Annotated in this window: 20 protein-coding genes; 12 read left to right on the top strand and 8 right to left on the bottom strand. The window is 62.6% G+C overall.

What is annotated here, in order from left to right; genetic code table 11:
- Positions 1 to 163: 163 nt before the first annotated feature.
- From FKZ61_RS03540 to FKZ61_RS03530, 3 genes are all read right to left on the bottom strand, one after another.
- Entirely contained in the window at positions 164 to 1,066 is a 903-nt protein-coding gene (locus FKZ61_RS03540; RefSeq protein WP_141608689.1) for a carbohydrate ABC transporter permease, read from the bottom strand.
- Positions 1,067 to 1,068: 2 nt separating this feature from the next.
- Complete coding sequence (locus tag FKZ61_RS03535; protein ID WP_141608705.1) at positions 1,069 to 1,962, bottom strand: carbohydrate ABC transporter permease; 894 nt, start codon at positions 1,960 to 1,962, stop codon at positions 1,069 to 1,071.
- Between the two features lie 200 nt (positions 1,963 to 2,162).
- Entirely contained in the window at positions 2,163 to 3,524 is a 1,362-nt protein-coding gene (locus tag FKZ61_RS03530) for an extracellular solute-binding protein (RefSeq protein ID WP_141608688.1), read from the bottom strand.
- Positions 3,525 to 3,966: 442 nt separating this feature from the next.
- Between FKZ61_RS03530 and FKZ61_RS03525 the strand changes: the two genes are divergently transcribed.
- Complete coding sequence (locus FKZ61_RS03525; protein ID WP_170199189.1) at positions 3,967 to 5,310, top strand: response regulator; 1,344 nt, start codon at positions 3,967 to 3,969, stop codon at positions 5,308 to 5,310.
- Here the strand turns inward: FKZ61_RS03525 and FKZ61_RS03520 are convergent.
- A complete protein-coding gene (locus FKZ61_RS03520) occupies positions 5,222 to 7,462 on the bottom strand; it encodes an ATP-binding protein (protein ID WP_141608686.1) in 2,241 nt (746 codons plus the stop codon). The two genes, FKZ61_RS03525 and FKZ61_RS03520, sit on opposite strands and share 89 nt — an antisense overlap.
- Before the next feature lie 283 nt (positions 7,463 to 7,745).
- A complete protein-coding gene (locus FKZ61_RS03515) occupies positions 7,746 to 8,756 on the bottom strand; it encodes a hypothetical protein (RefSeq protein ID WP_141608685.1) in 1,011 nt (336 codons plus the stop codon).
- Between the two features lie 688 nt (positions 8,757 to 9,444).
- Here FKZ61_RS03515 and ffh point away from each other — a divergent pair.
- The 7 genes from ffh to FKZ61_RS03480 all read left to right on the top strand — a co-directional run bounded on the left by ffh (position 9,445) and on the right by FKZ61_RS03480 (position 16,758).
- Positions 9,445 to 10,824, top strand: coding sequence for a signal recognition particle protein (gene ffh, locus FKZ61_RS03510; protein WP_141608684.1), 1,380 nt, complete (start codon positions 9,445 to 9,447; stop codon positions 10,822 to 10,824).
- Positions 10,825 to 11,029: 205 nt separating this feature from the next.
- On the top strand, positions 11,030 to 11,359 hold the full coding sequence (gene rpsP / locus FKZ61_RS03505) for a 30S ribosomal protein S16 (RefSeq protein ID WP_141608683.1): 330 nt from the start codon (positions 11,030 to 11,032) through the stop codon (positions 11,357 to 11,359).
- A 127-nt stretch (positions 11,360 to 11,486) separates the two neighbouring features.
- Entirely contained in the window at positions 11,487 to 11,714 is a 228-nt protein-coding gene (locus FKZ61_RS03500; RefSeq protein WP_141608682.1) for a KH domain-containing protein, read from the top strand.
- A gap of 232 nt (positions 11,715 to 11,946) precedes the next feature.
- Entirely contained in the window at positions 11,947 to 12,558 is a 612-nt protein-coding gene (rimM, locus tag FKZ61_RS03495) for a ribosome maturation factor RimM (protein ID WP_141608681.1), read from the top strand.
- Between the two features lie 238 nt (positions 12,559 to 12,796).
- Positions 12,797 to 13,876 carry a DNA-processing protein DprA gene (dprA, locus tag FKZ61_RS03490; RefSeq protein WP_141608680.1) on the top strand — a complete coding sequence of 360 codons (1,080 nt, stop codon included), beginning with the start codon at positions 12,797 to 12,799 and terminating at the stop codon, positions 13,874 to 13,876.
- A 139-nt stretch (positions 13,877 to 14,015) separates the two neighbouring features.
- Positions 14,016 to 15,098: a mannose-1-phosphate guanylyltransferase gene (locus tag FKZ61_RS03485; RefSeq protein WP_141608679.1), complete on the top strand. Its 1,083-nt coding sequence runs from the start codon at positions 14,016 to 14,018 to the stop codon at positions 15,096 to 15,098.
- Positions 15,099 to 15,177: 79 nt separating this feature from the next.
- Complete coding sequence (locus FKZ61_RS03480) at positions 15,178 to 16,758, top strand: hypothetical protein (protein WP_141608678.1); 1,581 nt, start codon at positions 15,178 to 15,180, stop codon at positions 16,756 to 16,758.
- A 12-nt stretch (positions 16,759 to 16,770) separates the two neighbouring features.
- Here FKZ61_RS03480 and FKZ61_RS03475 read toward each other — a convergent pair whose 3' ends face one another.
- From FKZ61_RS03475 to FKZ61_RS03465, 3 genes are all read right to left on the bottom strand, one after another.
- Positions 16,771 to 17,931 carry a deoxyguanosinetriphosphate triphosphohydrolase gene (locus tag FKZ61_RS03475; protein WP_141608677.1) on the bottom strand — a complete coding sequence of 387 codons (1,161 nt, stop codon included), beginning with the start codon at positions 17,929 to 17,931 and terminating at the stop codon, positions 16,771 to 16,773.
- A 96-nt stretch (positions 17,932 to 18,027) separates the two neighbouring features.
- Positions 18,028 to 18,777: an SDR family NAD(P)-dependent oxidoreductase gene (locus FKZ61_RS03470; protein WP_170199184.1), complete on the bottom strand. Its 750-nt coding sequence runs from the start codon at positions 18,775 to 18,777 to the stop codon at positions 18,028 to 18,030.
- Between the two features lie 172 nt (positions 18,778 to 18,949).
- On the bottom strand, positions 18,950 to 19,984 hold the full coding sequence (locus FKZ61_RS03465; protein WP_141608675.1) for a S1 RNA-binding domain-containing protein: 1,035 nt from the start codon (positions 19,982 to 19,984) through the stop codon (positions 18,950 to 18,952).
- A gap of 348 nt (positions 19,985 to 20,332) precedes the next feature.
- Here FKZ61_RS03465 and FKZ61_RS03460 point away from each other — a divergent pair, with 348 nt between their 5' ends.
- The 4 genes from FKZ61_RS03460 (at position 20,333) to FKZ61_RS03445 (ending at position 25,324) form a co-directional block, all read left to right on the top strand.
- Entirely contained in the window at positions 20,333 to 21,586 is a 1,254-nt protein-coding gene (locus tag FKZ61_RS03460; protein WP_141608674.1) for a cytochrome P450 family protein, read from the top strand.
- 45 nt (positions 21,587 to 21,631) lie between these two features.
- The gene (locus tag FKZ61_RS03455; protein ID WP_141608673.1) at positions 21,632 to 22,903 is read left to right on the top strand and encodes a hypothetical protein; all 1,272 of its coding nucleotides are present in this window, start codon (positions 21,632 to 21,634) and stop codon (positions 22,901 to 22,903) included.
- A 149-nt stretch (positions 22,904 to 23,052) separates the two neighbouring features.
- Complete coding sequence (locus FKZ61_RS03450; protein WP_141608672.1) at positions 23,053 to 23,871, top strand: mechanosensitive ion channel family protein; 819 nt, start codon at positions 23,053 to 23,055, stop codon at positions 23,869 to 23,871.
- 202 nt (positions 23,872 to 24,073) lie between these two features.
- Positions 24,074 to 25,324, top strand: coding sequence for a DUF362 domain-containing protein (locus FKZ61_RS03445; RefSeq protein ID WP_141608671.1), 1,251 nt, complete (start codon positions 24,074 to 24,076; stop codon positions 25,322 to 25,324).
- The last annotated feature ends 69 nt before the right edge of the window (positions 25,325 to 25,393 follow it).

Raw genomic sequence — 25,393 nt, 5'->3', positions numbered from 1 at the left:
AGCAGTTGGCCAAGTCGCGCCAATACGTTATGATACAGATGGAGGTTGGTTTGCATAGGACGCTCCTTGATACGGTTTGTTGGCTTACAAACAGTGTATCAGACGTCTCAAACCAACCTCTTCTTTTGTTATCCTCTAAAGTGATGGGTGGCTAGACTGGATATTAACCTTTCAATCCGCTCATGGCTATGCCGCGCACAAAATACTTTTGGGCTAACAAAAAGACGATGATGATGGGTAATGTTGCTAGTACTGAAGCGGCCATGAGCAAATTATCTTTCGGTAACCCTGCGACTCCTTCTTGATGACGTAAAAACCAAAGGCCGAGTGGAACAGTGTATTTGCGTGCGCTATTGAGAAAGATAAGGGGTTCCAGGAACTGGTTCCAATGGCCGATAAAACCAAAAATAGCTGCAGTAGCCAAGACTGGACCAGAGTTTGGAAGGATAATGCGCCAAAGGATGCCAATGCGTCCAGCGCCATCAATAAGGGCTGCTTCATCCAACTCCCGGGGCAATGTCATGATGAACTGTCGAATGAGAAAGATAGTAAAGGCGCCGCCGCCGAAGAAACTGGGGACAATGAGCGGCAGAAATGTATCAATCCAGCGCAGTTGGCGAAACAGCATAAATAGGGGGATGATGGTCACATGAGGAGGGAGAATCATCGTACTCAGGCACAGAGCAAAAAGCACGTTACGTCCAGGAAAACGGAAACGGGCAAACCCATACCCCACCAGAAATGCTGTTATGATTTGCCCCAAGAGCGCTAACCCTGTGACGATGGTACTGTTAAGGAAAAATCGACCAAAACTGATACCTAATCCTACTGTCCAAATCTCTGTGTAATTTTCCCAACGCGGCACCTTAGGCAACAAGGTAGGGGGATAGGCAATGAGTTCAACAGGCTCCTTTAGCGAGGTACTGATGGTCCAGAAGAAAGGAAAGAAAAACATTAAAGAGAGGGCGATGGTAAACGCGTATAGAAATAAACGTCCCAACACTTTCCGTGTTGCCATCCAGTCCAAGATCCCAGGTTGAGCAATCGAGCGAGTGGTGGACGCCATGACTAAACAGCTCCTTCATAATAAACCCAGTGTTTCTGCAACCAAAGCTGAAAAATAGTAAGTACCAGGACTGCTATAAAGAAAATCCAAGCCAAAGCGCTGCCGTACCCCATATCAAAACTGACAAAGGCTTGTTGATAGAGGTGAAGGGCATAAAAATAAGTCGCATAAGCGGGTCCACCCCTGGTTGTTACAAATGCCATCCCAAACACTTGGAAACTGGCAATAATGCCTAATACCAAATTAAAAAACATTGAAGGAGAAATCATTGGTAAAGTGATATTGATAAATTTCTGCCAGTGGGTTGCACCATCCATGTCCGCTGCTTCGTAGAGAGTCTCAGGGATGCTCTGTAGTCCAGCCAGAAATATCAACATTTTATTGCCCCCAATACCTGTCCAGAGAGCGATCATCGCTAAAGCAGGCATCGACCAGTGAACACTCTGCAGCCAATTTGGCCCTCGGATTCCAACTCGAGCCAGCAGGCTATTTAAGACACCAATGTCAGGCTGAAGAATCCACATCCAAAGGATTGCCGCAGCGACGATAGGTGTCAGGTGTGGCATAAAAAAGAATGTACGATATACACTCACACCCTTTAACTTCTGATTCAGCAAAATAGCTGCAAACAAAGAGCCAACGGTACCCAACGGAACCGTCAGCAGTGACCATGTCAATGTACGCTGTACGGAGACCCAAAACAAGTTATCTCTCGTAAACGCATAGATATAATTTTCTGCGCCAATGAAGCTGGGAGATGTCTGCACATTGTAGCGGGTGAAACTGTAATAAAAAGATGCTAACATTGGCCCAAGCGTAAAAAACAAGAATCCAAGGAGCCAAGGTGAAATCAACAGGTATCCATAAAACGCCTCGATACGCTGTAAGCGCGACATGGGCCTACGCCGTCTCCAAAATTGGAATAGTAGCCGCTTGGAAGTAACCTCGGCAGAATGCATCTGTGTTGTCATGGTTACTGTTCCTTTCAAAAAGAACAAAGAAAGGTCAGAGCCGGGCGGTAGGTCACGCACCGGCTCTCTGCTCATCAGCCCATACAACTCAAGTATGTCGATAGTTCAACCTGTATCGACAGGTCTTATATCGGCCGTGCCAAGAGTTCCTGAAGCGCTGTTTCCAGTTCTGTGAAAAACGCTTCATCTGGCTCCCGTTCACCCAGGTAAACTAGATCAGTCGTATTGACAATGATCTGTTCCCATTCCAGGCCACGATAATTTGCTCCGATACGATAAGGTACCCCCTTAGCGTACTGGTTGAACTGCAGCTGGATAAAGGGATCTTCTGCCGCTGGACCGATCTCCTCGAGCTCATTCGCTCGACCTACCAGATAGCCAATTTCATTGGCATTAAGATATGCAAAGCGTGCATCCGAAAGGGCGTAAGTGAGCAAGAAACTTTCATACTTATGCTTGGACTGCGTTGTGCCTGCATGGGTATTTAAGCTAGAGCCCCACCCATTGAAGTTCGGTCCTTCAGCCAGAGCAATAGCACTCCACCGGAAATTCCCGCCACTTCCATCTTCGGGACCTACGGCTTCCCGTACTGACTTGTTCGTTCCGCGGGAGCTGACCATGATGGGTAGCTTCTGGGCAGCAAAAAGGCCGACCGTACCAGCTGATCCAATATCCGCCGCGGTAGGCATAATTTTGTCTACCTGGTAGAATTCATAGGCGGTCTGAATAAATCCCCGCCAACCCTCGTCAATCGGGGATGCTGTACCCTCTTCGTTGAGCTCCCAGCCCCCAAAAGTACGAATTCCATTCACAATCATCTGGATATTATTGGTGGGCATGTGGAAACCGTAGACCGTCCGTTGATCTGGATCTCCTTTGGCCAGGAGATTAGCCCACTCACGATATTGCTCCCAGGTGCTACCATAAGTTTCAGGGATAGGGATGCCTGCCTCTTCAAACATATCGTGATTGATCCAAACATAGGCATGGGCAGGATGGCCTGTCTTTGGCAATCCATAGGTCTTACCATCTACGATACAGGCTCCAATTACCCCTGGGAGCCACTCATCATGGCTAATCCCTTCAGCTTCCATGAAATCGTCGATATCCTGGATCAAACCAAAATGCACAGCTCGATTGTGCTGCCAATTCTTATTGTCGGTGAACATATTATCGCCCAGCGTGTTAGAGGCCGCCAGCGTCTCAATCTTAGCCCAATATTCACCGGCAGGGATTGGATCGAGTTCTACCTGAATGCCCGTCTCTTCAGTAAACTCTCGGGGCCGATGGACGTAAATAGCAGGTTCCGATGTTTCCCCCCCAGCACGCATATGCAGACGCAGCACAATTGGTTCTTGACTTGCACCGGTCGCCCCCTCTCCCCCCGGTGCCGCCCCAGGTGCAGCGCAGGCCGCCAGCAGCGTCACCGCGCCCATGGCCGAAGAGAGCCGCAAAAATTCACGTCGGTTGAGTTGGTGTTGCCTCATGGTTCTCACCCCCTGTGGTCTGAAAAGCTGTGGTTTGAAAAGCAATGGTTGGGAAAAACGATACCTCCGTCCGGTCGATGGGTTTGACCCTGGCCCATGGCTCCACTATAATGGGCCACGCACAGCCCATCCATGCCATATACCCAGCCCACGGAAAAGCCCGTCAGCCACGCGCACAATTGAGGCCGCCGCCCTGGCCGGCATGCCACCCGCAGCCCGACCCTCATCAGACGACCAATGGCGAATCGCGGCTGTCCTGACGCCCGGCTCGAACGGCGGCGGGCACGTGAACGCTAGATTAGACTTGGCGTGGGCAGGAGTGCTGGCTGATGTTGCCGCTACTATCGCGAGAAATCGAAGCCCTGTCAATGGGTTTACTGACATCCGGCTGCCAGCCTTTGTCATGCCCTTTGTCACGCCCCGAAGAGAAAGCGCATCCACCATGGATAGACCGCAACTCAACCAGCCCGATGCCATGGACCGGGAAGCCTGGATCGCCCACGTCCGGGATGCCCTGACCCATCTTTACGACCCCGTTCACCTGCAGAGCCATCCCCTGGCCCAGTACGCGGACGGGGGAGAAGGCCTGGACCATCTGACCCGGGCCCAGCGGCTGCGACGAACCCTGCTGGAGGCCCTGGAGCAGCTCAGCCCGCCCGACCTGGCTGCCGCGCCACCAGACGCCGGCATCTGTTACAGCGCCCTCCACTACCGCTATGTGGACGGCCTGGGGCCGGAGCAGATCGCCGAGCTGCTGGGGCTCAGCGCCCGCCAGGTCTACCGCAAGCTGCGGGAAGGCATCGAAGCTATCGCCACCCTGTTGTGGGATCGCTGGCAGGTCAACCGGCCCGAGGAGCACGCCTCCACACCCGCCCCCGGCCTGGCCGAGCGCCCCGTCAACACCCCCACACAGGATCCAGTCCAGGATCGTCAAAGCCTGGTGCAGGCCACGGTCCAGCAGTTGGCCCGAGAAGCCCGGCCAGAGCTCCTGGAGCTCACCACCATCCTGGAAGGAATCGTTCGGGAGCTTCAAACCTACTGCCGCCAGCTCCAGGTTCGGCTGGAACTGGGGCCAGCCCCGGCGCCCTGCTACATCCACGCCGACCGCTCCATGCTGCGCCAGGGGCTGATCAACATCCTCACCCGCAGCCTGGAACAACAAGACGCCGGCACGGCTGTCCACCTGAAGGTGGAAGCCAGACCGGCGGAAAACAGGCTCTGTGTGCACATTGTGGGCAGCGGACCCCGGGCCAGGACAGAGACCCGCCCCAGTCGACGGGAAGGGCTGGGCTATCAGGTGGCCACCCAGCTCCTGGAGCTCCAGGGCATGCAAGTCCACCAGCAGGAAGGGTCAGGCTGCCATGTGCAGATCCAGATCCCAACCGCCGGCGCCCAGTCCATCCTGGTCATCGACGACATGCCCGATATCCCCCAACTCTTCCAGCGCTTCACCGCCGCCCACGGGGTGGAGATCTTCAGCGCCCACAATGCCACCCAGGCCTTCGCCTTCCTCCAGGAAGTGACCCCGGCCCTCATCCTCCTGGACGTGATGCTACCTCGCACCGACGGCTGGGAGATCCTGCAGACCCTGAAATCCAGCCCCGCCACCGCATCCATCCCGGTGGTGGTCTGCTCCATCCTCAACGAGCCGGACCTGGCCACGGCCCTGGGTGCGGACGACTACCTGCGCAAGCCCGTCAGTCAGGAGGCGCTGCTACAGCTCTTACGGCGATGGCTGCATCCGGCACCGGCCGCAACGCCATGGCGACCCCCTGGAGGATGGTAAGCCACTCGCTGGCGGGCAAGGGCTGAGGCAGTGTCACCGCCAGCTCACCCGGGAAACGGGCGGCCTGCTCCCCCAACTCGGTGGCCGTAATCACCACCACCCACATCTGGGCCAGCCGGGGATCCTCCCGCACTTCCGCCAGGACGCCCAGGCCATCGGTCTCCGGCATCTTCAAATCCAACAGCAACAGCTCCGGCCGCTCCCGACGCGCCAGCTGCAGGGTCATGGTCCCATTGTGGGCCTGGAGGATGCGGGCCTGGGGCCATTCGCTGCACACCATCCGGGCCAGCAGCCGGGCCATGGCCGGATCATCGTCGCCGATTAGCACCGTGCGGGCCGGATGGGGCAGGCTGGCCAACATCTGGCGCAGGGCAGACCGGGTCACCGGTTTCAACAGATAGGCCGTCACCTGCAGGTTGTGGGCCATCTGGGGCTGGGTGGGCAGGGGAAAGCTGATCAGGGGCACCTGGACATCGGGAATCCGGCGCAATAGGGCTTCAGCCTTCTGCCGCCATGCCCAATCCACGATCACAGCCGTGGGGTAGAGGCGGCGGACACTCTCCTGGAGCTCCTGGGCCGTGTGGACCATCTGTACCTGATAGCCGTCCAGCCGCCGCTGGATGACGGTGCCCAGGCTGGGATCGTCATGCCAGACCAGCAGGATGCGCTCGGTCCGTTCCACCCACAGGGAGCCAGAATCCGATCGATGACCGGAGTCCGCCGCCTGGGGAAGCCGGGCCAGGGGCAAGGTGACGGTGAAGACGCTGCCTTTGCCCCGTTCGCTCTGCACGCGGATACGGCCACCGTGGAGCTCCACAAAGCGCTTGCTGATGGCCAGCCCCAGCCCGGTGCCGCCATGTTCCCGGCGGATGGAATCGTCCACCTGGTAGAACTCCTGAAAGAGCTGGGAAAGCTCCTGGGGCGTCATGCCCCGGCCCGTGTCCTCCACCTCCAACACCGCCTGCCCATCCCGCTCATCCAGGCGGATGCAGATCCGCCCTGCCTGGGTGAAGCGGATGGCGTTGCTGAGAAGGTTCAACACCACCTGGCGGATGCGGGTCACGTCCAGGAACATGGGCACGGGCTCCGCCGGCAGCGCCAGCTGCAAGTCCAGCCCCTTGGCCTCCACCATGCCCCGCACCATGTGGGCGGCCTCCTCCACCACCTGGCGAAGGTCGCCGTGCTCCCGATGTAGGGGCATCTGTTGGACCTCGGCCTGGCTCAGGTCCAGCACGTCGTCGATGAGGCTGGAAAGATGCTTGGCGTTGCGATAGATGGCGTTGAGATCGCCCCGGTAGGCTGGTGGCATGGGTTCGCCGTAGCTCTCCGGCGCGGTGACCATCATCTCGCTGAAGCCGATGATCAGGTTCAAGGGTGTGCGCAGTTCATGGCTGACGTTGGCCACGAAGCGCGCCTTGGCCTGGCGGGCCTCCTCTGCCTGCAGACGCGCCCAGTGGAGGGCCTCATTGGCCCGGCGTAGCCGGTAGTAGGCCAGGTCCAGGCTCTTGAAGACATCCTGTAGCTGGGCCCGATGGCTCCTGGCCTCCTGGGTGCGGCGTTCGGCCAGCAGGTAGCTCTGGTACATCCATTCCACCACCGTCTGAAAGTCTCGGGCAAAAGCCCAGGCGATGAGCGCGGCACAGCCAGTGATGAGGAAGATGGTGGGCAGGAAGAGATCCGGGCCTGGATCCCCTCGCTGGACCGTGGGCCATAAGGCCACCAGGATCAAGTCCACGGCGACGGCAAAGCCGATGCCGAGCCAGGGATGCACCAGCGCGCCGGATGCCAGGATGGGGATGGCGTACAGGTAGGCCAGCTCATCGACGTTGGTGAGGAGCAGAGCGGTGGTAATGGCCGTGGTGACGGTGAGGACAAAGCCCAGGGGGGCCAGGGCGGGGCGCCGCCGGGTGATGGCGTAGACCAGCACCGCACCCGCCAGAACTTCCAGACAGACGATCAGGCCGTGGGTCGCTGCCTGGGGTGTCCCCAGCAGGCTGGCCGCCATCCACAGCCAGGCCACCAGGAGCGCCACCCCCATCAGCCGCCAGCTGGTGGTGTACCACAGGCTGCTGACCAGCTCCCAACGGTCCTCTGCAACGTCCTGCCGGCCCATGCGCTCGTCGGACATGGCCACGCTCCCTGTTTTTTCCATGTGGATTCGATCCACAGATTTCACAGATGAACGAAATATGGGTCCTTTTTAGGGTGTGACTTTGGGGTGTGACGCGCCGCATTGTGGCGCACCACACATCAACGCTCCACCCTCAAGGCGCATCAAGAAAGGCACAAAAAAAGGCGTGGGAGGAATCCTCCCACGCCTGGAAAAGCTACATCTCGCCCGGCCCCGGTCCAAGGGATCCCCGACACGGGTCGATATGGCAGCTACCTGCCGGCCGATATCGGCCAATCGCTGGGCCGCGCCGCAGCCCAAGCCGTCAGCGGGCGGCTGCCATGGCAGCCGGGAAGCGAACGCTGATGTTGGTCTCGGCCGCCTGGACCACCGGCAGCAGGCTCTCGATGGTGGCCACGATTTCACCCATGTTCATGTTGGGATCGGCCAGGGTATCCCAGAGCCCCATCTGCTCGGCCAGGTCCAACACATGGTTCAGCTCACCATCAGCCCAGCCGATGTAGGGAAGCTCCTTGCCGTTGATGCCCACATGGATGCCCCGGCTGTCGGTGGAGAGGGTGATCTCCTGGATGTTGGCGTTCATCAGCGCCTGGATCATCTGCGGCTGGAGGCGCAGGGCGCCCCAGGGCAGGCCGGTGAGGTTGGTCCATTCGGTATCGGTCAGGTCACCCACCCGCCAGCTGCCGTCCGCCTCGTAGACGATGGGCAGGTTGATCTTCGGAGGGGTCCCCACAGTGGCCAGGAACCGTTCCTGGGCCTCCCGGGCCGCCTGGGCCGCTGGGCCGCCGCCCTCGATGTAGGTGGGGATTTCAGCCACTCCTTCCGCTCGGGGGAAGCGCAGGATCACGCCCACCCCGATGTGGGTCAGGGTTGGCAGCAGCTTCTCCAGCGCGGGGACGCCGGCGCCCAACATGTTGACCAGCTCCGCGGTGTTGGTCAGGGACTGGCCGTCCCACTTGAGGGAGGGGATCGGCTGCCCGTTGACCAGCAACAACAGGCCCGACGGCACGTTGTTAATCTGGATATGCTGGATGTTGCTGTCCACCAGGAACTGGATCACGTTGGGCGGCATCTGAAGGCTATCCAGCATGCCGGGCGCGAAGAGGTCTCCCAGTTGCTTCACCGGCACATTGCCGATGCTGGCGGCGCCAGTGCTGTCAAAGTCGATCACCAGCGCCGGCAGGTCAATCGCCAACCCGTCTGGGCCGGCGGCGGCGACGGTCTCACCCGCTCCAGGCCTTGGCGCACAGCCGGCCATCACCACGGCCACAATGGCCAACAGCGACAGCCAGAGCGCCAGTCGCTTTCTCTGCATGTGATTACCCTCCCATAAAATGGTGACTGTATGAATGAGTTTGGGTTGATAAAATTGGGTGATTCTGGAATAAAGCAAGCGCCGGATGACTTCCCGACACCAGGTTCAAAAGACAGGACGCCAAATTCCGGTCAATTCAGGCACGGACAGACCATGCAAGACTGGCAACTTGGGGGCGTAGCCATGGATGTAATGGATGCAGATGCTCCAGGTCGACGGGGTCAGTCAATGCCTGCGTCGATGGACGCCTCAGGCCACATCGCTGGGGATGTGTGTCGACATTCAGCGGTCCCTGTCCGTCCGTGTTTCCGTCCATGTTATCATCGTGGTATCGTCATCATGGCTCCATGTCATTGGGGGCCGTATCATTCTGGCTGTGCCATTCTGGCTGTAGAAGGCTATGGGACATGGGCATGATCGACGAAAAGGACGGCTCAACCGCTGCCATTGTACACAGGCTGGCCAGATGTGTCAACTACGTTTTGATGAAGCCTGTGCGCCGTATTTGACCGATGTCAGGAGAGCAAGTAGAATACATCTGTTCTGCGCTTAGTGGGGTGAGCTGTGTCAACAAACCACTAGAGCGCATCATTTTTGTTGGCCGCGGTTTGTTTGGCTGCATCTCGGTCACTAGGCTGGGAACAGCCGCCGGGGACAATACTGAGGACATTAAAGGGCGAGGCCGCTCGTGTTTGAAAGCCTATCAGACAAATTACAGGCCGTCTTTGACAAGCTGGCCAGCAAGGGCAAACTGAGCGAAAGCGATGTCAACACCGCGCTGCGGGAAGTGCGTCTGGCCCTGTTAGAGGCAGACGTCAACTTCAAGGTGGTGAAGGAGTTCATCGACCGGATCCGCGCCCGCGCCGTGGGCGCCGAGGTCATGAACAGCCTGACGCCGGCCCAGCAGGTGGTCAAGATCGTCCACGAAGAGCTGATCGAGCTCCTGGGCAAGCCGGTTCCGCTGGATCTCTCAGGCCCGCCTCCCCACGTGATCATGCTGGTGGGCCTCCAGGGTGCAGGTAAAACCACCATGGCGGCCAAGCTGGCCCTCCGCCTGCGCAAATCGGGGCAGCGTCCCCTGCTGGTGGCCGCGGACATCTACCGCCCGGCCGCCATTCAACAGCTGGAAATCCTGGGTAAACAGATCGACGTGCCGGTCCACAGCGAAGGGACCGACGTCCCCGCGGCCACCATCGCCAAAAATGCCGTCCGCCTGGCCCGGGAAAAGGCCTACACCACCGTCATCCTGGATACGGCCGGCCGCCTCCAGATCGACGAGCAAATGATGCAGGAACTGGAACAGGTGCGCATGGTCACCCGGCCTGCCGAGATCCTGCTGGTGGTGGATGCCATGACCGGCCAGGAAGCGGTACATGTGGCCGAAGGGTTCAACCAGCGGGTGCCCCTCACCGGCCTGATCATGACCAAGATCGACGGCGATGCCCGGGGCGGCGCCGCCCTCAGCGTCCGATATGTGACCGGGGTGCCCATCAAGTTCTTGGGCACGGGCGAAAAGCTGGCGGACCTGGAACCCTTCCAGCCCGATCGGCTGGCCAGCCGCATCCTGGGCATGGGGGACGTGCTCACCCTCATCGAACGGGCCCAGGAGAACATCACCGAAGAAGATGCCGCAGCCATGGAGCGGAAGTTGCAGGAAGGCAACTTCGACTTTGACGATTTCCTGGAGCAGTTGCGGCAGATCAAGAAGATGGGCCCTCTGGGCGACATCCTGGGCATGATCCCCGGATTGGGACGCATGGCCAAGGGCCTGGATATGAACGAGGCGGAAAAGAACCTCAAGAAGACCGAGGCCATCATCAGCAGCATGACCGTCCAGGAGCGACGCCATCCCCACATCCTGAACGCCAGCCGCCGCCGCCGCATTGCCGCCGGGAGCGGCACCACCGTCCAGGATGTGAACATGCTGATCAAGCAGTTCCGGGACATGCAGAAGATGATGAAGCAGATGGGCCTGCTGGGGAACGGCAAGGGAAAAAAGAAAGGGAAACGGGGCCAGCGGGGCGGTATACCTCGGGGGTTGATGGACATGTTCGGCGGGTTCAACTGAGTCATTCCTGTCACTTCGTTGCGCCGCAGAGGATAAAAAAGCTGAATCTGCGTTCTTTTTCAGATTCAGAGGTCCAGACCCTTGTGAAATCTGTGACTTCAGCAGCGGACCCAAGTCTGAAAGCTGTTTTGAAACCGATTTTGTTTTGAAAGCTATCTGTTTTAAAAGCTATCTGTTTTGAAAGCGATAAGGAGACAAAGAAACAGTGGTTCGTATTCGACTTCGCCGGGTTGGCGCAAAAAAGAAACCGTCCTATCGCATCGTCGTGGCGCCCAAGGAGGCGCCCCGGGATGGACGCTTCATCGAGATCCTGGGTTACTACAACCCACGCACAGAGCCGGAGACGGTGGAGGTCAAACTCGACCGGGCAGCCTACTGGCTGAGCGTGGGGGCACAGCCCAGTGAGCCTGTGGCGCGGATGTTCCGCCGCCTGAATCTGCTGGATGAAAATGGGCGTCCCATCCCCTTGAGCCAGGACAACGCAGAAACCCAGAGCAACGGCGACGCTTCTGCTGTCTCGGCATCGGCCGCGTAAATCGGCCCCGTAGCAGGCCATCCGACGGCCGTCGCCAGCCGGCGCGGCCATCTCACCTGGGCTGACCCGAGCCCCCTGCCCATGGACGGCCGGGCCAGCTCTCCTTTCAGGACGGGCGGGAGATCCCATGGAAGAGCTCATTCAATTTCTGGCTGAATCCCTGGTAGAAGAACCCGATCAGGTCCGGGTCTACCGCAAAGAGACCCGGCGGGCCACCATCGTGAAGTTGCGGGTGGCCCCCGGAGACACGGGCCGGGTGATCGGCAAAGGTGGCCGTGTGGCCAACGCCATGCGCGCATTGCTGCGGGCCGCAACCCGCCAGGAAGCCAAGCCGGTCATTCTGGAAATTGATTGAACGTGGCAACCCTGGCCACGCCATGGGAACGAGACTCCTGGTCCCCGGCCCGAGAGGGTAAAGAGGGATGTATCCCCGTTGGGGAGAGAGTGGCTGGCAGCTTCCCTGGTTCGCTGCGGTAAGCCCCAAAACGCCGGCCACCCCAGGGGACAGCCCAGGTCGGTCAACATGAGAGAGCAGGGAGACAGCGGAAGCATGCCTTCCGCTGTTTTGCATATTGGATCAGACAGCCATGAGCAGACACGAAACACCCTCCCAGCCTCCTCGCCGGGGGCGGGGACGCCGGGGCGAACGCTTCGTCTACCGCAACCGCACCGTCTTTGTCCCCGAAGGGTACCTGGCGGTGGGCATGATCACCGGCCCCCATGGCATCCGGGGGGAAGTCAAGGTGGAACTCCACACGGACTTCCCCGAACGCTTCGCGCCCGGGGCCATCCTGTACCTGGGTGAAACCCTCCAGGAGGTGGAGATCCTGCAGGCGCGGCCCCACAAAGGCCAGTACCTGCTCCTGCTGGCAGGCATCCACGAGCGCAACACAGCCGACAACCTGCGGGGGCAATGGCTGTTCATTCCCGAAAGCCAGGCAGCCGAGCTGGACGAAGATACCTACTGGGTCCACGACATCATCGGCCTGCGGGTGCAGACAGAAGAGGGACGCTACCTGGGCGTGGTCCAGGATGTGCTGGAAACCGGCGCCAACGACGTCTACGTCGTCGACCCACCGGCGGATGTCAACCAGGGCAGGCCCCTGCTTCTGCCGGCCATCGCCGAGGTGATCCAGGCTGTGGACCTGGCGACGGGTATCATGACCATCCGGCTGATGGCCGGCCTGCTGGACGAATAGGCGGGCGTTCCCAGGCTGTTTGACAAAGCCGTCAGCTTGTCGTATTCTCCCGTTGACTTTTGGATCTGGCCATTCGGCCGCCGGCCTCCACCCCTGCAGCCACTTCATCCCGCCGGGTGAAAGTGGCAGGATAGTCCATCGGAGGGGGCACATCAGCAGAGCCGGAGCGCCTCCCACGGGGAAGCCGGCCGGATCCAGGCGTGACTACCCCGATCACAACCTGGCAGCACATAATTTCGTGGACGAGAAAGCATACTGGATTGCCTTCAATCAAGTCTCCGGCGTGGGCCCAGTCCGCCTGGCCGCCCTCCTGGAGCACTTCGGTTCCCTGGAGACCGCCTGGAAAGCCCCCTTGCCAGAGCTTCAGGCAGTGGGTCTGGATCGACGCAGCCTGGAAAACCTGCTGGCCGCCCGCCGGACTGTCGACCCGGAACGGGAATGGGAGCGGGTTCGCAAGGCCGGTATCACAGTCCTGACCTGGGACGATCCAGATTATCCGGAAAATCTGCGGCAGGTGGATGGCGCGCCCCCGGTCCTGTACGTCCGTGGCACCCTGACCCAGCAGGACACCTGGGCCGTAGCCCTGGTGGGCACCCGTCGGGCCAGTGCCTATGGCCGGGAGGTGGCCCACAAACTGGCCAGTGAACTGGCCATGCACGGCGTCACGGTGGTCAGTGGCCTGGCCCTGGGCATCGACACGGTGGCCCACAAGGCAGCCCTGGATGCAGGCGGGCGAACGCTGGCCGTGCTGGGCAGCGGGGTCGACCAGATCTACCCGCCCGGCAACCGGGGGCTGGCCCAGAAAATCACCGCCAGCGGTGGGCTCATCAGCGAATATCCCCTGGGCACTCGCCCCGAGGCCAGCAACTTTCCCCCCCGGAACCGGATCATCAGCGGCCTGAGCAAGGGCATCATCGTGGTGGAGGCGGGCCAGCGCAGCGGTGCCCTGATCACGGCCCGCTTTGCCGCCGAGCAGGGGCGAGATGTCTTCGCCGTGCCGGGCAGCATCCTTCACCCGGGCAGCATGGGCTGCAACGAGCTGATCCAGCAGGGAGCTATGCCGCTGCTGCGGGTCGAGGATGTCCTGGAACAGCTCCACATGGCGGATGTCCAGGCCCAGCAGGCGGTTCGGGCTCAAGTACCGGCCGATCCCCTGGAAGAGCAGCTCCTGCGCTGCCTCTCGGCCGAACCCCGCCATGTGGATGAGATTGTGCGGGAGAGCGCCATGCCGTCGCCCCAGGTAGCCAGCCTGCTGGCAATCATGGAGCTGAAAGGCCTGGTCCGCCAGGTGGGCACCCTGAGCTACGTTCGCGCCTGAACGCCGTGCCGACCAGCCGGGCAGACATGCCACGGCTGCTTCGGGTCGCCGATCTCTGGTCAAAACCGTCGGCGAATTTCTGCCGGAATTGACTTTGCAGCAGCAGCCAACAGACTGCACGAGGAGGATCCAGCCCAGCATGTACGCCGCAATCCTGGCGGGCGGTGTCGGAAGCAGATTGTGGCCCCGCAGCCGACAGACTCGCCCCAAACAGTTCACCGACATCACTGGCTCCGGCCGCACCATGATCCAGGAGACGGCCCGCCGCCTGGAAGGCCTGGTCGATCCAGACCGGATCTACGTCATCACCGGCAGCCAGTACGCCCGGCTGGCGGCCGAGCAGTTGCCCCAGATCCCGTCCGACCAGATCATCGTGGAGCCCAACGGCCGAAACACCGGCCCCGCCATCGGCCTGGCTTGTGTGGTCCTCCAGCGCCGAGATCCGGACGCCACCCTGGCCGTCCTGCCGGCGGATCACGTGATCACCCAGCCGGAGCGCTTCCGCCAGGCGCTGGCGGTGGCTGGCCAGGCGGCCGCCGCGGGCTATCTGGTGACCCTGGGCATTGAGCCTACCTTCCCTCACACCGGCTATGGGTACATCAAGGCTGGCAAGCCGCTTGACCTGGACCACGGTCCGGTCTACCAGGTGGAGCTGTTTACTGAAAAGCCCAACCGGTCGGCCGCGGAGGCCTTTCTGGCGGAAGGCGGCTACTACTGGAACGGCGGCATTTTCGTGGGCCAGGTGCGAACCTTTTTGGAAGAATTCGCCCGTCAACTGCCCCAGGTGTACGAGAGGCTGCTCCAGATCCAGGCCTGCCTGGACCGGGACGGCAGCCAGGAGGAACGCCAGCAGGCCATTGCCGAGATCTGGGCAGAGATGCCCAGCATCAGCATGGACTACGGCGTGATGGAAGGCGCCCAGCGAGTGGCCGTGGTCCCCATGCAGGCGGGTTGGAGCGACGTGGGCAGTTGGGATGCCCTGGAAGCTGTGCTGGAGCAGGACGAGAGCAGCAACTACGTGGCCAAGGGGGAGATCCTCACCATCGACAGCTGCGACAACATCGTCTACAGCGACAAGACCATGGTGGCCCTCATCGGCGTCCACGAGCTGGTGGTGGTAGACGCCGGCGACACCCTGCTCATCGGCCACAAGTCCCAGATGCAGCGGGTCAAGGAAATTGTAGAGACGTTGCGCGCCCAGGGGCGCTCTGAGCTGCTCTGACCGGCCGCCCAGACCGGTGGACCCAGGGCATTCCAATCCCAGGGCCATGACTCCTGGAGCCAAGAAAGAGGAAGAGCCCATGACCTCATTTGATTCCAGTTCCCAGCCGGGCCGTCGGTCGGCTGTGCCCCGGACGCTGGCAGCCGGCCTCCAGCTTCCATCCCTGGTAGTGGGGATCCTCCTGGGCCTGGGTCTAGGCCTGCTCATCGGCTGGTGGCTCTGGCCCGTGGAATGGCAGAATGCCCTCCTCCAGGATCTCAACCCGGAAGCCCGGGCGAATTACCTGGCCGCGGTGGCCGAGGCCTACGTCTACTACCAGGATGAGGAAGCCGCCGCCCTGGCCCGCCAGCGCCTGCTGGATCTGAACGATAACCTGGCCGAGGAAATCGCCCAGGCCCAGGCCTACTTCCGGGAGCATCCCCAGGAATATTCCCGGGTCCACATCGACAACCTGGCGCGGCTGGCAGCCCAGTTGGGCGTCTCCACGGCGGCAGAGGCCGGGGCGCCGGACACGACACTGGCCGCGGTGCCTCCGCCGGCCAGTGAGGGCATTCCGACCTGGCTCAACTGGCTGCTGGTGACCCTGGCGGCGGTGGTGTTGCTGGGCGGCGGCCTCTATCTATTGAGGCGGGTGGCCAGCCAGGGCGGCCCCAACGCCGGGGCAGGGCTGGATGAGCTGGAAGCGGAAGGGGAGGATGCTTTCGAAGCCGAGGAAATGGACGAGGCGGAGGAGAGCGAGGAGCGCCTGCCCCGCCCCATCACGCCCGGCTCGGCCCGACATGCCTCCCGTCGCTCCCGTTCTCCTGCCGGGGAGGACGAGTACGGTTTTGAGGCAGAGCTGGATGATGCCGACACCCTGGGGCGAGCCGGCTACCCCCTGGAGGACGAGGCCTATTTTGGCGACACCCTGGACGACACGTTGGACCAGGGGAATGCAGCCGAGTCCGACATCCGATACGTGGATCTGACCGAAACAGGCCGAACGGGCGCCTGGGGGCCGGCAGGCAGCGTTACCCTGCCCGGGGAGCTGGCGGAGGATCTGGAAGACGAGGATGCAGAAGCAGCCGAGGAGGATGACGAAGATTGGGATGACCTGGCTCCGCCTCCGCCTTCCCCTGTGGTGCGGGAAGAACGGCCCGGCTATGGGCTGACCTCGACGCCCACCCCGACGCCTCGCCCGACCACCCGGCCCTCGACCAGGCTGGAGAAAGTGGCCGAATTCACCGCCCGCTATCAACTGGGCGACCTGGACTATGACCAGGCCTTCAACATCGCCGCACCGGAGGACGGCACCCGGTACATCGGCGAATGTGGCATGGGCGTGAACCTGAAAAACGGCATCCTGCAGAACAACCCGGAGAATGTCATCGCGCTGGATGTCTGGCTTTTCGACAAGGCCAGCGACAAAAGCCCCACCACCCAGACCCGGGTCCTGATCAGCGAGTATGTCATCGACCATCGCCTGGCGGACATTTTCACGCCCGAGGGACAGGAGGGGCCAGCGCCCATTGTGGCCCAGCCGGGCCTCCAGTTCCAGCTCAAGGGGCCGGCCCTCCTGCTGGACTGTGTCGTCGAGGAGGCGTCCTACGTGCAGCAGGGCGAGACCAAAGGCATCTTCAAGAACGTGCTTCTACGTCTGACCGTCTACCGCCACGCCTGAGGCCGTGCCGCTTCAGGCCCGCTCTTCGGGGTCGAACAGGCGCCTGTGCTCCTGGATGGCGTAGCGGTCGGTCATTCCCGCGATGTAGTCACAGATCACCCTGGCGAGCCCTTCCGGATGACCATCCACCCGCTTTTGGGTCTGGGGTGGCAGCTGGAGGGGCTCTTCCATGTAGGCGGTGAAGAGATCCCGCAGCAGCCGGGCTGCCTTGCTGGCCATGCGCACCACCCGATAGTGGCGGTAGAAATTTCGGAACAGGTAGCGCTTCAGCTCGGCGTTGAGCTCCCGCATCTCCTCGGAGTAGCCGGCCACATTGTAGGGCAGCGCCCGCAACTCCTCGATGGAGCGGACCTCCGCTGCTTCCAGGGCGGCCTGGGTGGCCTGGATGGTGTCGGTCACCTCCATGCCCACCAGCCGGCGGATGAAACGGTGGCGGTTCATGGTCTCGTGCAGATTCACCCGGCCATCCATGCCCAGGCTCTCCAGCACCTTGCGGGCGATGCCCAGCTGCTGGACCGCATCCGAGCTAAGGATGCCGCTGCGCAGACCATCATCCAGGTCGCTGGTGTTGTAGGCGATTTCGTCCGCCAGGTTGCTGAGCTGGCACTCCAGGGTGCCCCGTTCCTCGGGGTGATAGTCCCGGGCATCCACCACGTCGTAGTCGGTGTCGTGCTTCACCACCCCTTCCCGCACTTCGTAGGTCAGGTTCAGGCCGGGATGGTCCGGGTAGCGGTGTTCCAGCACCGTCAGGATGCGGTAGGTCTGGCGTTGGTGGTCGTAGCCGCCATAGTTGCGCATGAGCTCGTTGAGCGTCGCTTCCCCCACATGGCCGAAGGGCGGATGTCCCAGGTCATGGGCCAGGCAGATGGCCTCGGTCAGATCCTCGTTGCAGCCCAGGGCGCGGGCCAGGGTGCGGCCGATCTGGGCCACCTCGATGCTGTGGGTCAGCCGGTTGCGGTAGTGATCCCCCTCGGAATAGACAAAGACCTGGGTCTTGTACTCCAGTCTGCGGAAGGCGGTGGTGTGGATGATCCGATCCCGATCCCGCTGGTAGGCTGTGCGATAGGGGTGCTCTTCCTCGGGGTAGACCCGCCCCCGGCTCTGGCTGCTGCGCATGGCGTAGGGGGCCAGAAACTGCTCTTCGCGCCGTTCCAGTTCTTCCCGCGTCAGCATGTTGCCTCCTCACCCAATTTCAGCTCTCGCAAGGCTTCTCAAGCACTTCATCAACGTTGCGTCAACCACCGTGGATGTGCAAGCCACCGGGGATGTTCAGCCCGCGTGCCGGCCCCATCCGTAGCGCTCGCCGCCGTCCACCGTCAGCACCTCGCCGGTCACGTAATCGGCCTCGATCAGGTAGCGGACGGCCTGGGCCACATCGTCCGGATGCCCCCAACGGCCCAACAGGGTCCGTTTGGCGATGGCCGCGGCGCGGTCGGGGGCCATGCCCGGCGGCGGCAACACGGGACCGGCGGCCACGGCGTTCACCCGAATGATCGGGGCCAGCTCCAGGGCTAGCTGTCGGGTCAAGGCCAGGAGCGCGGCCTTACCCACGGCATGGGCCGTGAAGTGGGGCCAGGGCTGCCAGGCCGAAAGGTCCACCAGGTTGACGATGACGCCGCTGCCCCGGGCCTTCATGCCGGGTACCAGGCTGTTGCAGACAAAGAAAGGGCCATCGATGGAGACTGCGGTCACCCGTTTCCAGGTGTCGATCTCTGGGGTGGGAAAGGGCGTCCGTTGAAACAGGCTGGCGCTGTTGACGATGATGTCCACGCCGCCGAAGTGGTCCTGGATGGTCGCGGCCATGGCCTGGACCGCAGACCAGTCGGCCACATCCCCCTGAAGCGCCAGGGCCGTCGCCCCCAGCGCCCTGGCTTCGGCGACGGTCTGCTGTGCGGCGTCGGCCGACGTGTGATAGTTGACCACCACGTGGGCGCCCGCCCCGGCCAGCATGAGGGTGATGGCCCTACCCACCCGGTGAGCTCCCCCGGTGACCAGGGCGACCTTTCCGCTGATTTCCATGAGGAGCGTTACCTCGTCCGGAGCCCGTCCAAAAGAAGCATCCCCAAAACGGTCAAGAAAACCGATACAAAAAAACGTAGGGACGTAGTGTACCATACACCACGTCCCTACGCATACCTCAATTTGAACAAGGATTGAACGAGCTTGAAGGGCGCGTCCCTGGGAAATCCCCTTACTTCTTGGCCAGATTCAGGGTGCGGGCGATGATCTCTTCCTGGATGGAGCGGCTCTTGGCGCGGCGGTTTTTCTTGGAGCGCCCCCCCTTCAGCTGGATGCCTTCCGCCTCCATGGCCCGCTTGAAGGCCAGCTCCATGGGCGACAGGACTTCGATGTCGTCCAGGGGATCTTCGGCAGGGGCCTCGGGCTCGGAGGCAGCGACCTCGGGCTCGGGCGCTGGCTGGGGTTCCGGCTCGGGCCGCAGACCCTTGAGGCTCAGGTCGACGCGATTGCGCCGGCGGCTCAGGTCGATGATGCGGGCTTCAATGGTCTCCCCGACGCTGACCACATCCTCGGGCTTGGCCACGTACCCCTCACCCATCTCCCGCACGTGGAGGAGGGCATCCCGGCCGATGCCGATGTCCACAAAGGCGCCGTAGGGCAGGATGCGGGTCACCGTGCCCTGGACAATGTCCCCCTTCTCCAGGTCCCGGATGGTCTTGGTGGAGGGGTCGATCAGGGTAAGGCTGATGCGGTTGCGCTGGCGGTCCAGCTTCTTGATCCAGGCCTGGACTTCCTGCCCCTCGCTGAGGACGTCGGTGACCTTGGCCACCCGCCGCACCGAGAGCTCGGAGATGTGGATCAGGCCATCCCGGCCGACGCCAATATCCACAAAGGCGCCAAAATCGGTGATGCGTTTCACCACGCCGGTCACCTGCTGGCCCACGCTCAACACCCGGACCACCCGCTTGCTGCCGTCCGGGCCCACCTGGACCTTCACATCGTCGGGCAACACATCTTCGGCAATCAGGTCTTCCACTTCGGGCGGCAGGGCGGCAGTGGACTCGTTGGTGGAAGCAGCCTCGGCGCCGGCATCTGTTTCAGCTACCGGTGCGGCCCCATTGTCGGCAGCATTTTCCTCGGCGCTCTCAACGGTGTGCTGTGCTTCGACTTGCGGCGTGGCGGCTTCAACTTCTGGTGTGGCGGCGGTGGCTTCCTCCTGCCCCTGGGCGGCCTCTTGCTGGGCCATGGCTTGTACTTGGTCGCTCATAGTCACATCCTCCCAAACAGTGCCGCACTGGATAAATGCAGTGCGGCTACCCTCTCAAGATAAGATCTACCCAATTGCAACCCATTATAACGCCTTCCCATAGATAACACCAAAGATTGCCCCTCTCTTTAGGCACGCTGACTGTGACACATACCTGCGCGAATCATGGGCGCGCCCCTGTCCGCCGTAGGCAGGGGCAGCAAGCAGCTGTTCATTCCCCATCCCCCCTGGCCCCAGTGGGGGATGAGGGGTGAAGGCTTACCCCCTCTCCGCTAGCCGCTTGGACCGGGCCTCAGAATGGGCTACAATGGCAGGGAAAGCCAGACTGGAGCTGTGACGAACCCGACCATGCCAAACCCTGTATTGCCTGCCCAACCTACCTTTAACCTCTTCGGTCCCAAATTTCGTGCCGAGGCCTACGCGGTCTACGCCCAGATGCGCGAGGTGGCGCCTGTCTACCGCCGTGTCCACCGGCAGGACGGCCGCGCTACCTGCTTCTTCACCCGCTACGAGGATGCCGTGGCGGTACTGCGGGATCACCGGCGCTTTGTGAAGGATGTCCGCAACTGCCTGACGCCAGAGGAGCGCGCCCAACTCCCCCCCGAACCCGAGCTGATCCGCCTGTTGAGCCACCACATGCTCAACCTGGATCCGCCGGATCACACCCGGCTGCGGGCCCTGGTGAACAAAGCCTTCACCGCGCGCATGGTGGAACAGCTCAGCGACCGCATCCAGCAACTGGCCGACAGGCTCCTGGACCGGGTGCAGGCCCGGGGCACCATGGACCTGATCCAGGATTTCGCCTTTCCCCTGCCCATCAGCGTCATCGCCGAGCTGCTGGGCATCCCAGCCCGGGACCGCAACCGCTTTCGGGCCTGGAGCAGCGCCCTGGTCTCCCCCTCGGCCGACAGCCAGCGCAATGCCCAGAAACTGGCCCGCTCCCGCCAGTCCATGGAGGATTTCATTCACTACCTGGGCCAGATCTTGGAAGAGCGTCGCCACCAGCCCCAGGACGACCTGATCACCTCCCTGGTCCAGGCGGAGGAAGCCGGGGATGTGCTGAGCCAGGAGGAGCTCTACAGCATGATCCTGCTGCTGACCGTGGTGGGCCACGAGACCACGGTAAACCTGATCGGAAACGGCATGCTGGCGCTGTTGAGCCACCCCAGCCAGTTGGCCCTGCTGCAGGAGGCGCCCACTCTGCTGCCCGGCGCCGTGGAAGAGATGCTCCGCTACGATTGCCCCGTGGAGCGCGCACCCATGCGCTACGCGGCGGAAGACCTGGAGATGCACGGCGTGCGGGTACGGCGGGGCGATGCCATCAGCGTGGTCCTGGGCAGCGCCAACCGCGATCCGGCCATCTTCCCCCAGCCGGATCGCTTTGACATCACCCGCTCTCCCAACCGGCATCTGGCCTTCGGCCTGGGCATCCACTACTGCCTGGGGGCGGCCCTGGCCCGGCTGGAAGGACGCATCGCGGTGGAGACGCTCCTGCGCCGCCTGCCCAACCTGCGCCTGGCCGCGCCAGTGGAATCCCTGCGTTGGCGCACCAATCCCATCATGCGTGGCCTGCAGCGCCTGCCCGTCCGCTGGGACACCTGACAGGGCAGGCAGGCCCATCCTGTCATGGACGACATGGGAGTCGATATGAGCCCATCCCAGGAAGCCCAACCCCAGCCGGAGCCGTGGCACCTGATTCCGCTACACGAATTTCGTCCCCCGTCCGCGCCGGCGTCCGAAGCAGTGCGGACGGGCGTGCGTGCCCTGTGGGAAGAGCTACGCCAGCGCTTTTTCCCGCGATCCGCGGCCGAGCCGGATCTGGAGCTGCCGGAGCTTCGCTCTGCGCCGGCAGCCTTTCTGGAGCGGGTGGTGCCGACGCCCGACTGGTCCTGCCTGGGGATGGCGGGGTTAGCGGAGGCCCTGAAGGGGTGGCAGGCCGCACCGGCCGAAGTGGGGCCCGTGGTCCTGGTAGCGCCGCCCCACAGCCACCTGGCCGAACGGGTCTGCTGTTGGGCCCGGGAACAGGGCTACCCCATCCTGGAGCCTCCAAGCCGGGGGGCCATCCTGGCGGGCGACGACGGCTGGCTCTCCAGTTGGAGTGCCCCGGAGCCACTGCCCCTGGTTCTCCCCCATCTGGAACGCTGCTTTCTACGCCATCACCGGGGACTGGCGCTGGTGCGGCGGCTGCTGGAGCAGAGCTGGTCGTCGACGGGGGGACGGCTGCTGGTCTGTGACAGTTGGGCCTGGAATTACCTGGTCCAGGCCTGTCAGGTGCAGGGGGTCTTCCCTCGGGTGCTGACCCCGGCTCCTCTGGGTGCGGAGGAGCTGGCCGGGTGGTTTTGGGACCTGGCAGCCACGGGCGGACCCCACCCCAGCTTTCGCCAGGCCGACGACGGCAATCTGGTGATCCATCCGCCTGCAGCGGCGGCAGCGGACCAGGCGACCGGCGGCGAGGAGGCCGACCCGACGCCGCCCCGGCCGGGCACCGATTTCTTGAACCACGTGGCCGCGCGCAGCCGGGGCAACCCGGGGGTGGCCTGGGCCATCTGGCGCCACAGCCTCTACGTGGCGGTGGATGAAGATGTGGCGGAGAAGGCCCAGGCGGAAGCGGCCGCGGACCGGGGTCCCACCATTTGGGTGCGCCCCTGGGAGCGGCTGGAGCTGCCGTCCATGCCAGCCCAGGCAGGCAAAGAGCATGCCTTCGTGGCCCAGAGCCTCCTGATCCACGGCGGCCTGCCCGCGGATCTGCTGGAGCCGTTGTTGCCTTTGCCGGCTGGCGTGGCCGAACGTGCCCTGGAGGAGTTGCGGCTGGCTGGCCTGGTGCAGTGCGTGGCCGGGGAATGGACGATCACCGCCCTGGGCTATCCGGCTGTGCACAGCTACCTGCGCCAGGAAGGCTACGGCGTCGACGACCTGTGATGTCAATAGCCCCATCAGGTGGCTGGAAACCGCCCCGACGAGAACCGGCGCCCTGCCTTGGGCGGTGACACCGGGCGGGGCAAGCCCCGCCCCTACAGAAACGGGACCCTGCCAGGTCGACGACCCATGCGATGAGGAGATAGACAAGCATGAACGGCAGCGACCAATTTCAGCAGATCCTGCGGGATCTGGACAAGATCAACCTGGCCGACATCCTGGTGACCGTGGGCCTGGCCTGGCTGGCCATCGTGTTGATCCAGTGGCTCGTGCCCTGGATCGCCGGGCGGCTGCCCGGGCGCCTGCGCTTCCACCTGCTGCCCATCGTGCCGGTGGCCCGGCTCCTGATCCTGGCCATCGCCCTGTGGCAGGTGGCCATCCTGCTCATCGAGCCCTCCCCCCAGAACATCCTGGCCATCGTGGGTACCCTGGCCGTCGCCCTGGGGTTTGCCTTCAAAGATTACGTCAGCAGCCTGATTGCAGGGGTGGTGGCCATCTACGAGCGGCCCTACCGGCCCGGCGACTGGGTGACCATTGGCGGGGACTACGGGGAGGTGCGATCCGTGGGCCTGCGGGCCATCCAGATCGTCACGCCGGACGACACCGTGGTCCACATCCCCCACAGCCGGCTGTGGACGGAGAACATCGCCAACGCCAACGACGGCCAGCGGGAGCACCTCTGTGTGGCCGATTTTTACATCCACCCCAGCCACGACGCCGGACAGGTGCGGCAGGTGCTGCGGGACGTGGCCCTCACCAGCCCCTACACCCAGTTGCGCCGTCCCATCACGGTCATCGTCCGAGAAGAGCCCTGGGGCACCCACTACCGCCTGAAAGCCTATCCCCTGGACGGCCGGGACGAATTCCAATACATCAGCGATCTCACCGTGCGGGGCAAGGCCGCCCTGGAGGAGCTGGGGCTGCAGCCGGCCAACGTATTGCCGGCAGTAACGGCGACATCCCCCATCTGAGATCCCCATGCCAAAGCGCCAGGCAGATTTGGGCTTGCCCGTGACCGTTGGCGTATAATAAACCCAAAATCCACCCCACCGATGATGCCCCACAGGCAACCTGTCCTGCCGCTGGAGTGGCGCCGCCAGCCCTGTGCAGAGGCCCTCCACCGGCAAGCTATTGTGGCTGAAACCGGTCTCACATCAGGAAGGAATCACACCCATGTCCACCACCCAATCTCCATACAAGGTCCGCGCCGTCCATTGTGACTACCGGGCCAGCGACGACGAGGTCTACGAAGCCCTCAAGCGGGCCACCGATCCCCTGACCGAGAGCTGGGAACGCCTGCGCAGGGCGAAACGTATCGGCATCAAGTTCAACCAGGACAAGGAACCGAAAAACCGGGTCTATTTTGAAGGCCAGTTGCAGCAATTGGTCACCAAGAAGGTCGGCCGGGCCGTCCTGCGCCTGCTGCGGGAACGGACCGACGCGGAGCTCATCGCCGCGGATGTGAGCTTCTACACCATGTACAACGGCGCCACGGTGGAGGAGACCACCACCTTCGCCGACCTCTTCCAGGAGTTCGACGTCACCTACGTGGACGGCACCCGGCCGCCCTACAAAGTGGTGGAAGTGCCGGGCGGCGGCCAGATGTTCCGCCAATACCTCCTGCCCGAAGGGGCTGTGGAGGTGGACGAGTTCGTCTCGGTGGCCAAAATGAAGAATCACGCCTTCATGGGCGTCACCCTGACCCTGAAAAATCTCTTCGGCCTGATGCCCGGCGAGCCCGAGGGCCACACCCGCACCTACTTCCATCACCTGGTGCGCATGCCCTACATGCTGGCCGACCTGGGCCGCATCTTCAACCCGGTGCTCAACATCATCGACGCCACCATCAGCCAGGCGGGCCGGGAGTGGGGCAACGGCCGGGAGGATGGTCCCACCCGCATCACCAACGCCCTCATCGCCGGCAACCACACCATCGCCACCGACGCCTGCGCGGCGCACCTCATGGGCCACGACCCCCAGAGCGACTGGCTGACCGAGCCTTTCCACCGGGACCGGAATTCCCTGCTGGTGGCGGCCGAGGCCGGCTTCGGCACGGTCAACCTGGACGAAATCGACTTCCAGTCGGAGGTGCAGGCGCCCCTGGGGCATTTCTACGCGGTGCTCACCGACCCGGTGGAGACGGTCATCAGCTGGCGACGAACCACCGCCGAGCAAGCCCTCTACTACCTGGACCATCAGCGGGAACTGGTGGACAAATACGCCGGCGAGTACATCCTGCTCCAGGACGGCGAGGTGCGCTGGCACAACACGGTCAGCGACCTGCGGGTCAGCCGCCGCATCCTGGCTGGGGAGAAGAAGGAACAGGCCATGTGGATGAAATACGTGGACCCCGAAGAGCGGGAGGGCGAACACTACGAGGTCTACGACCACGCCTTGCGCCAGGCCCGGGCCGCGGTCGCCTGAGTTGCCCGCCGGGGGCCATGCCCTGGGCGCTTCCCCGGATACGAAAGCGCCGTCGGACCGCCCAGGGCA

The organism is Litorilinea aerophila (assembly GCF_006569185.2).
Lineage (GTDB): Bacteria > Chloroflexota > Anaerolineae > Caldilineales > Caldilineaceae > Litorilinea > Litorilinea aerophila.
Note: the sequence above shows the minus strand (reverse complement) of the source record. Positions and strands in the feature narration are given on the sequence as shown.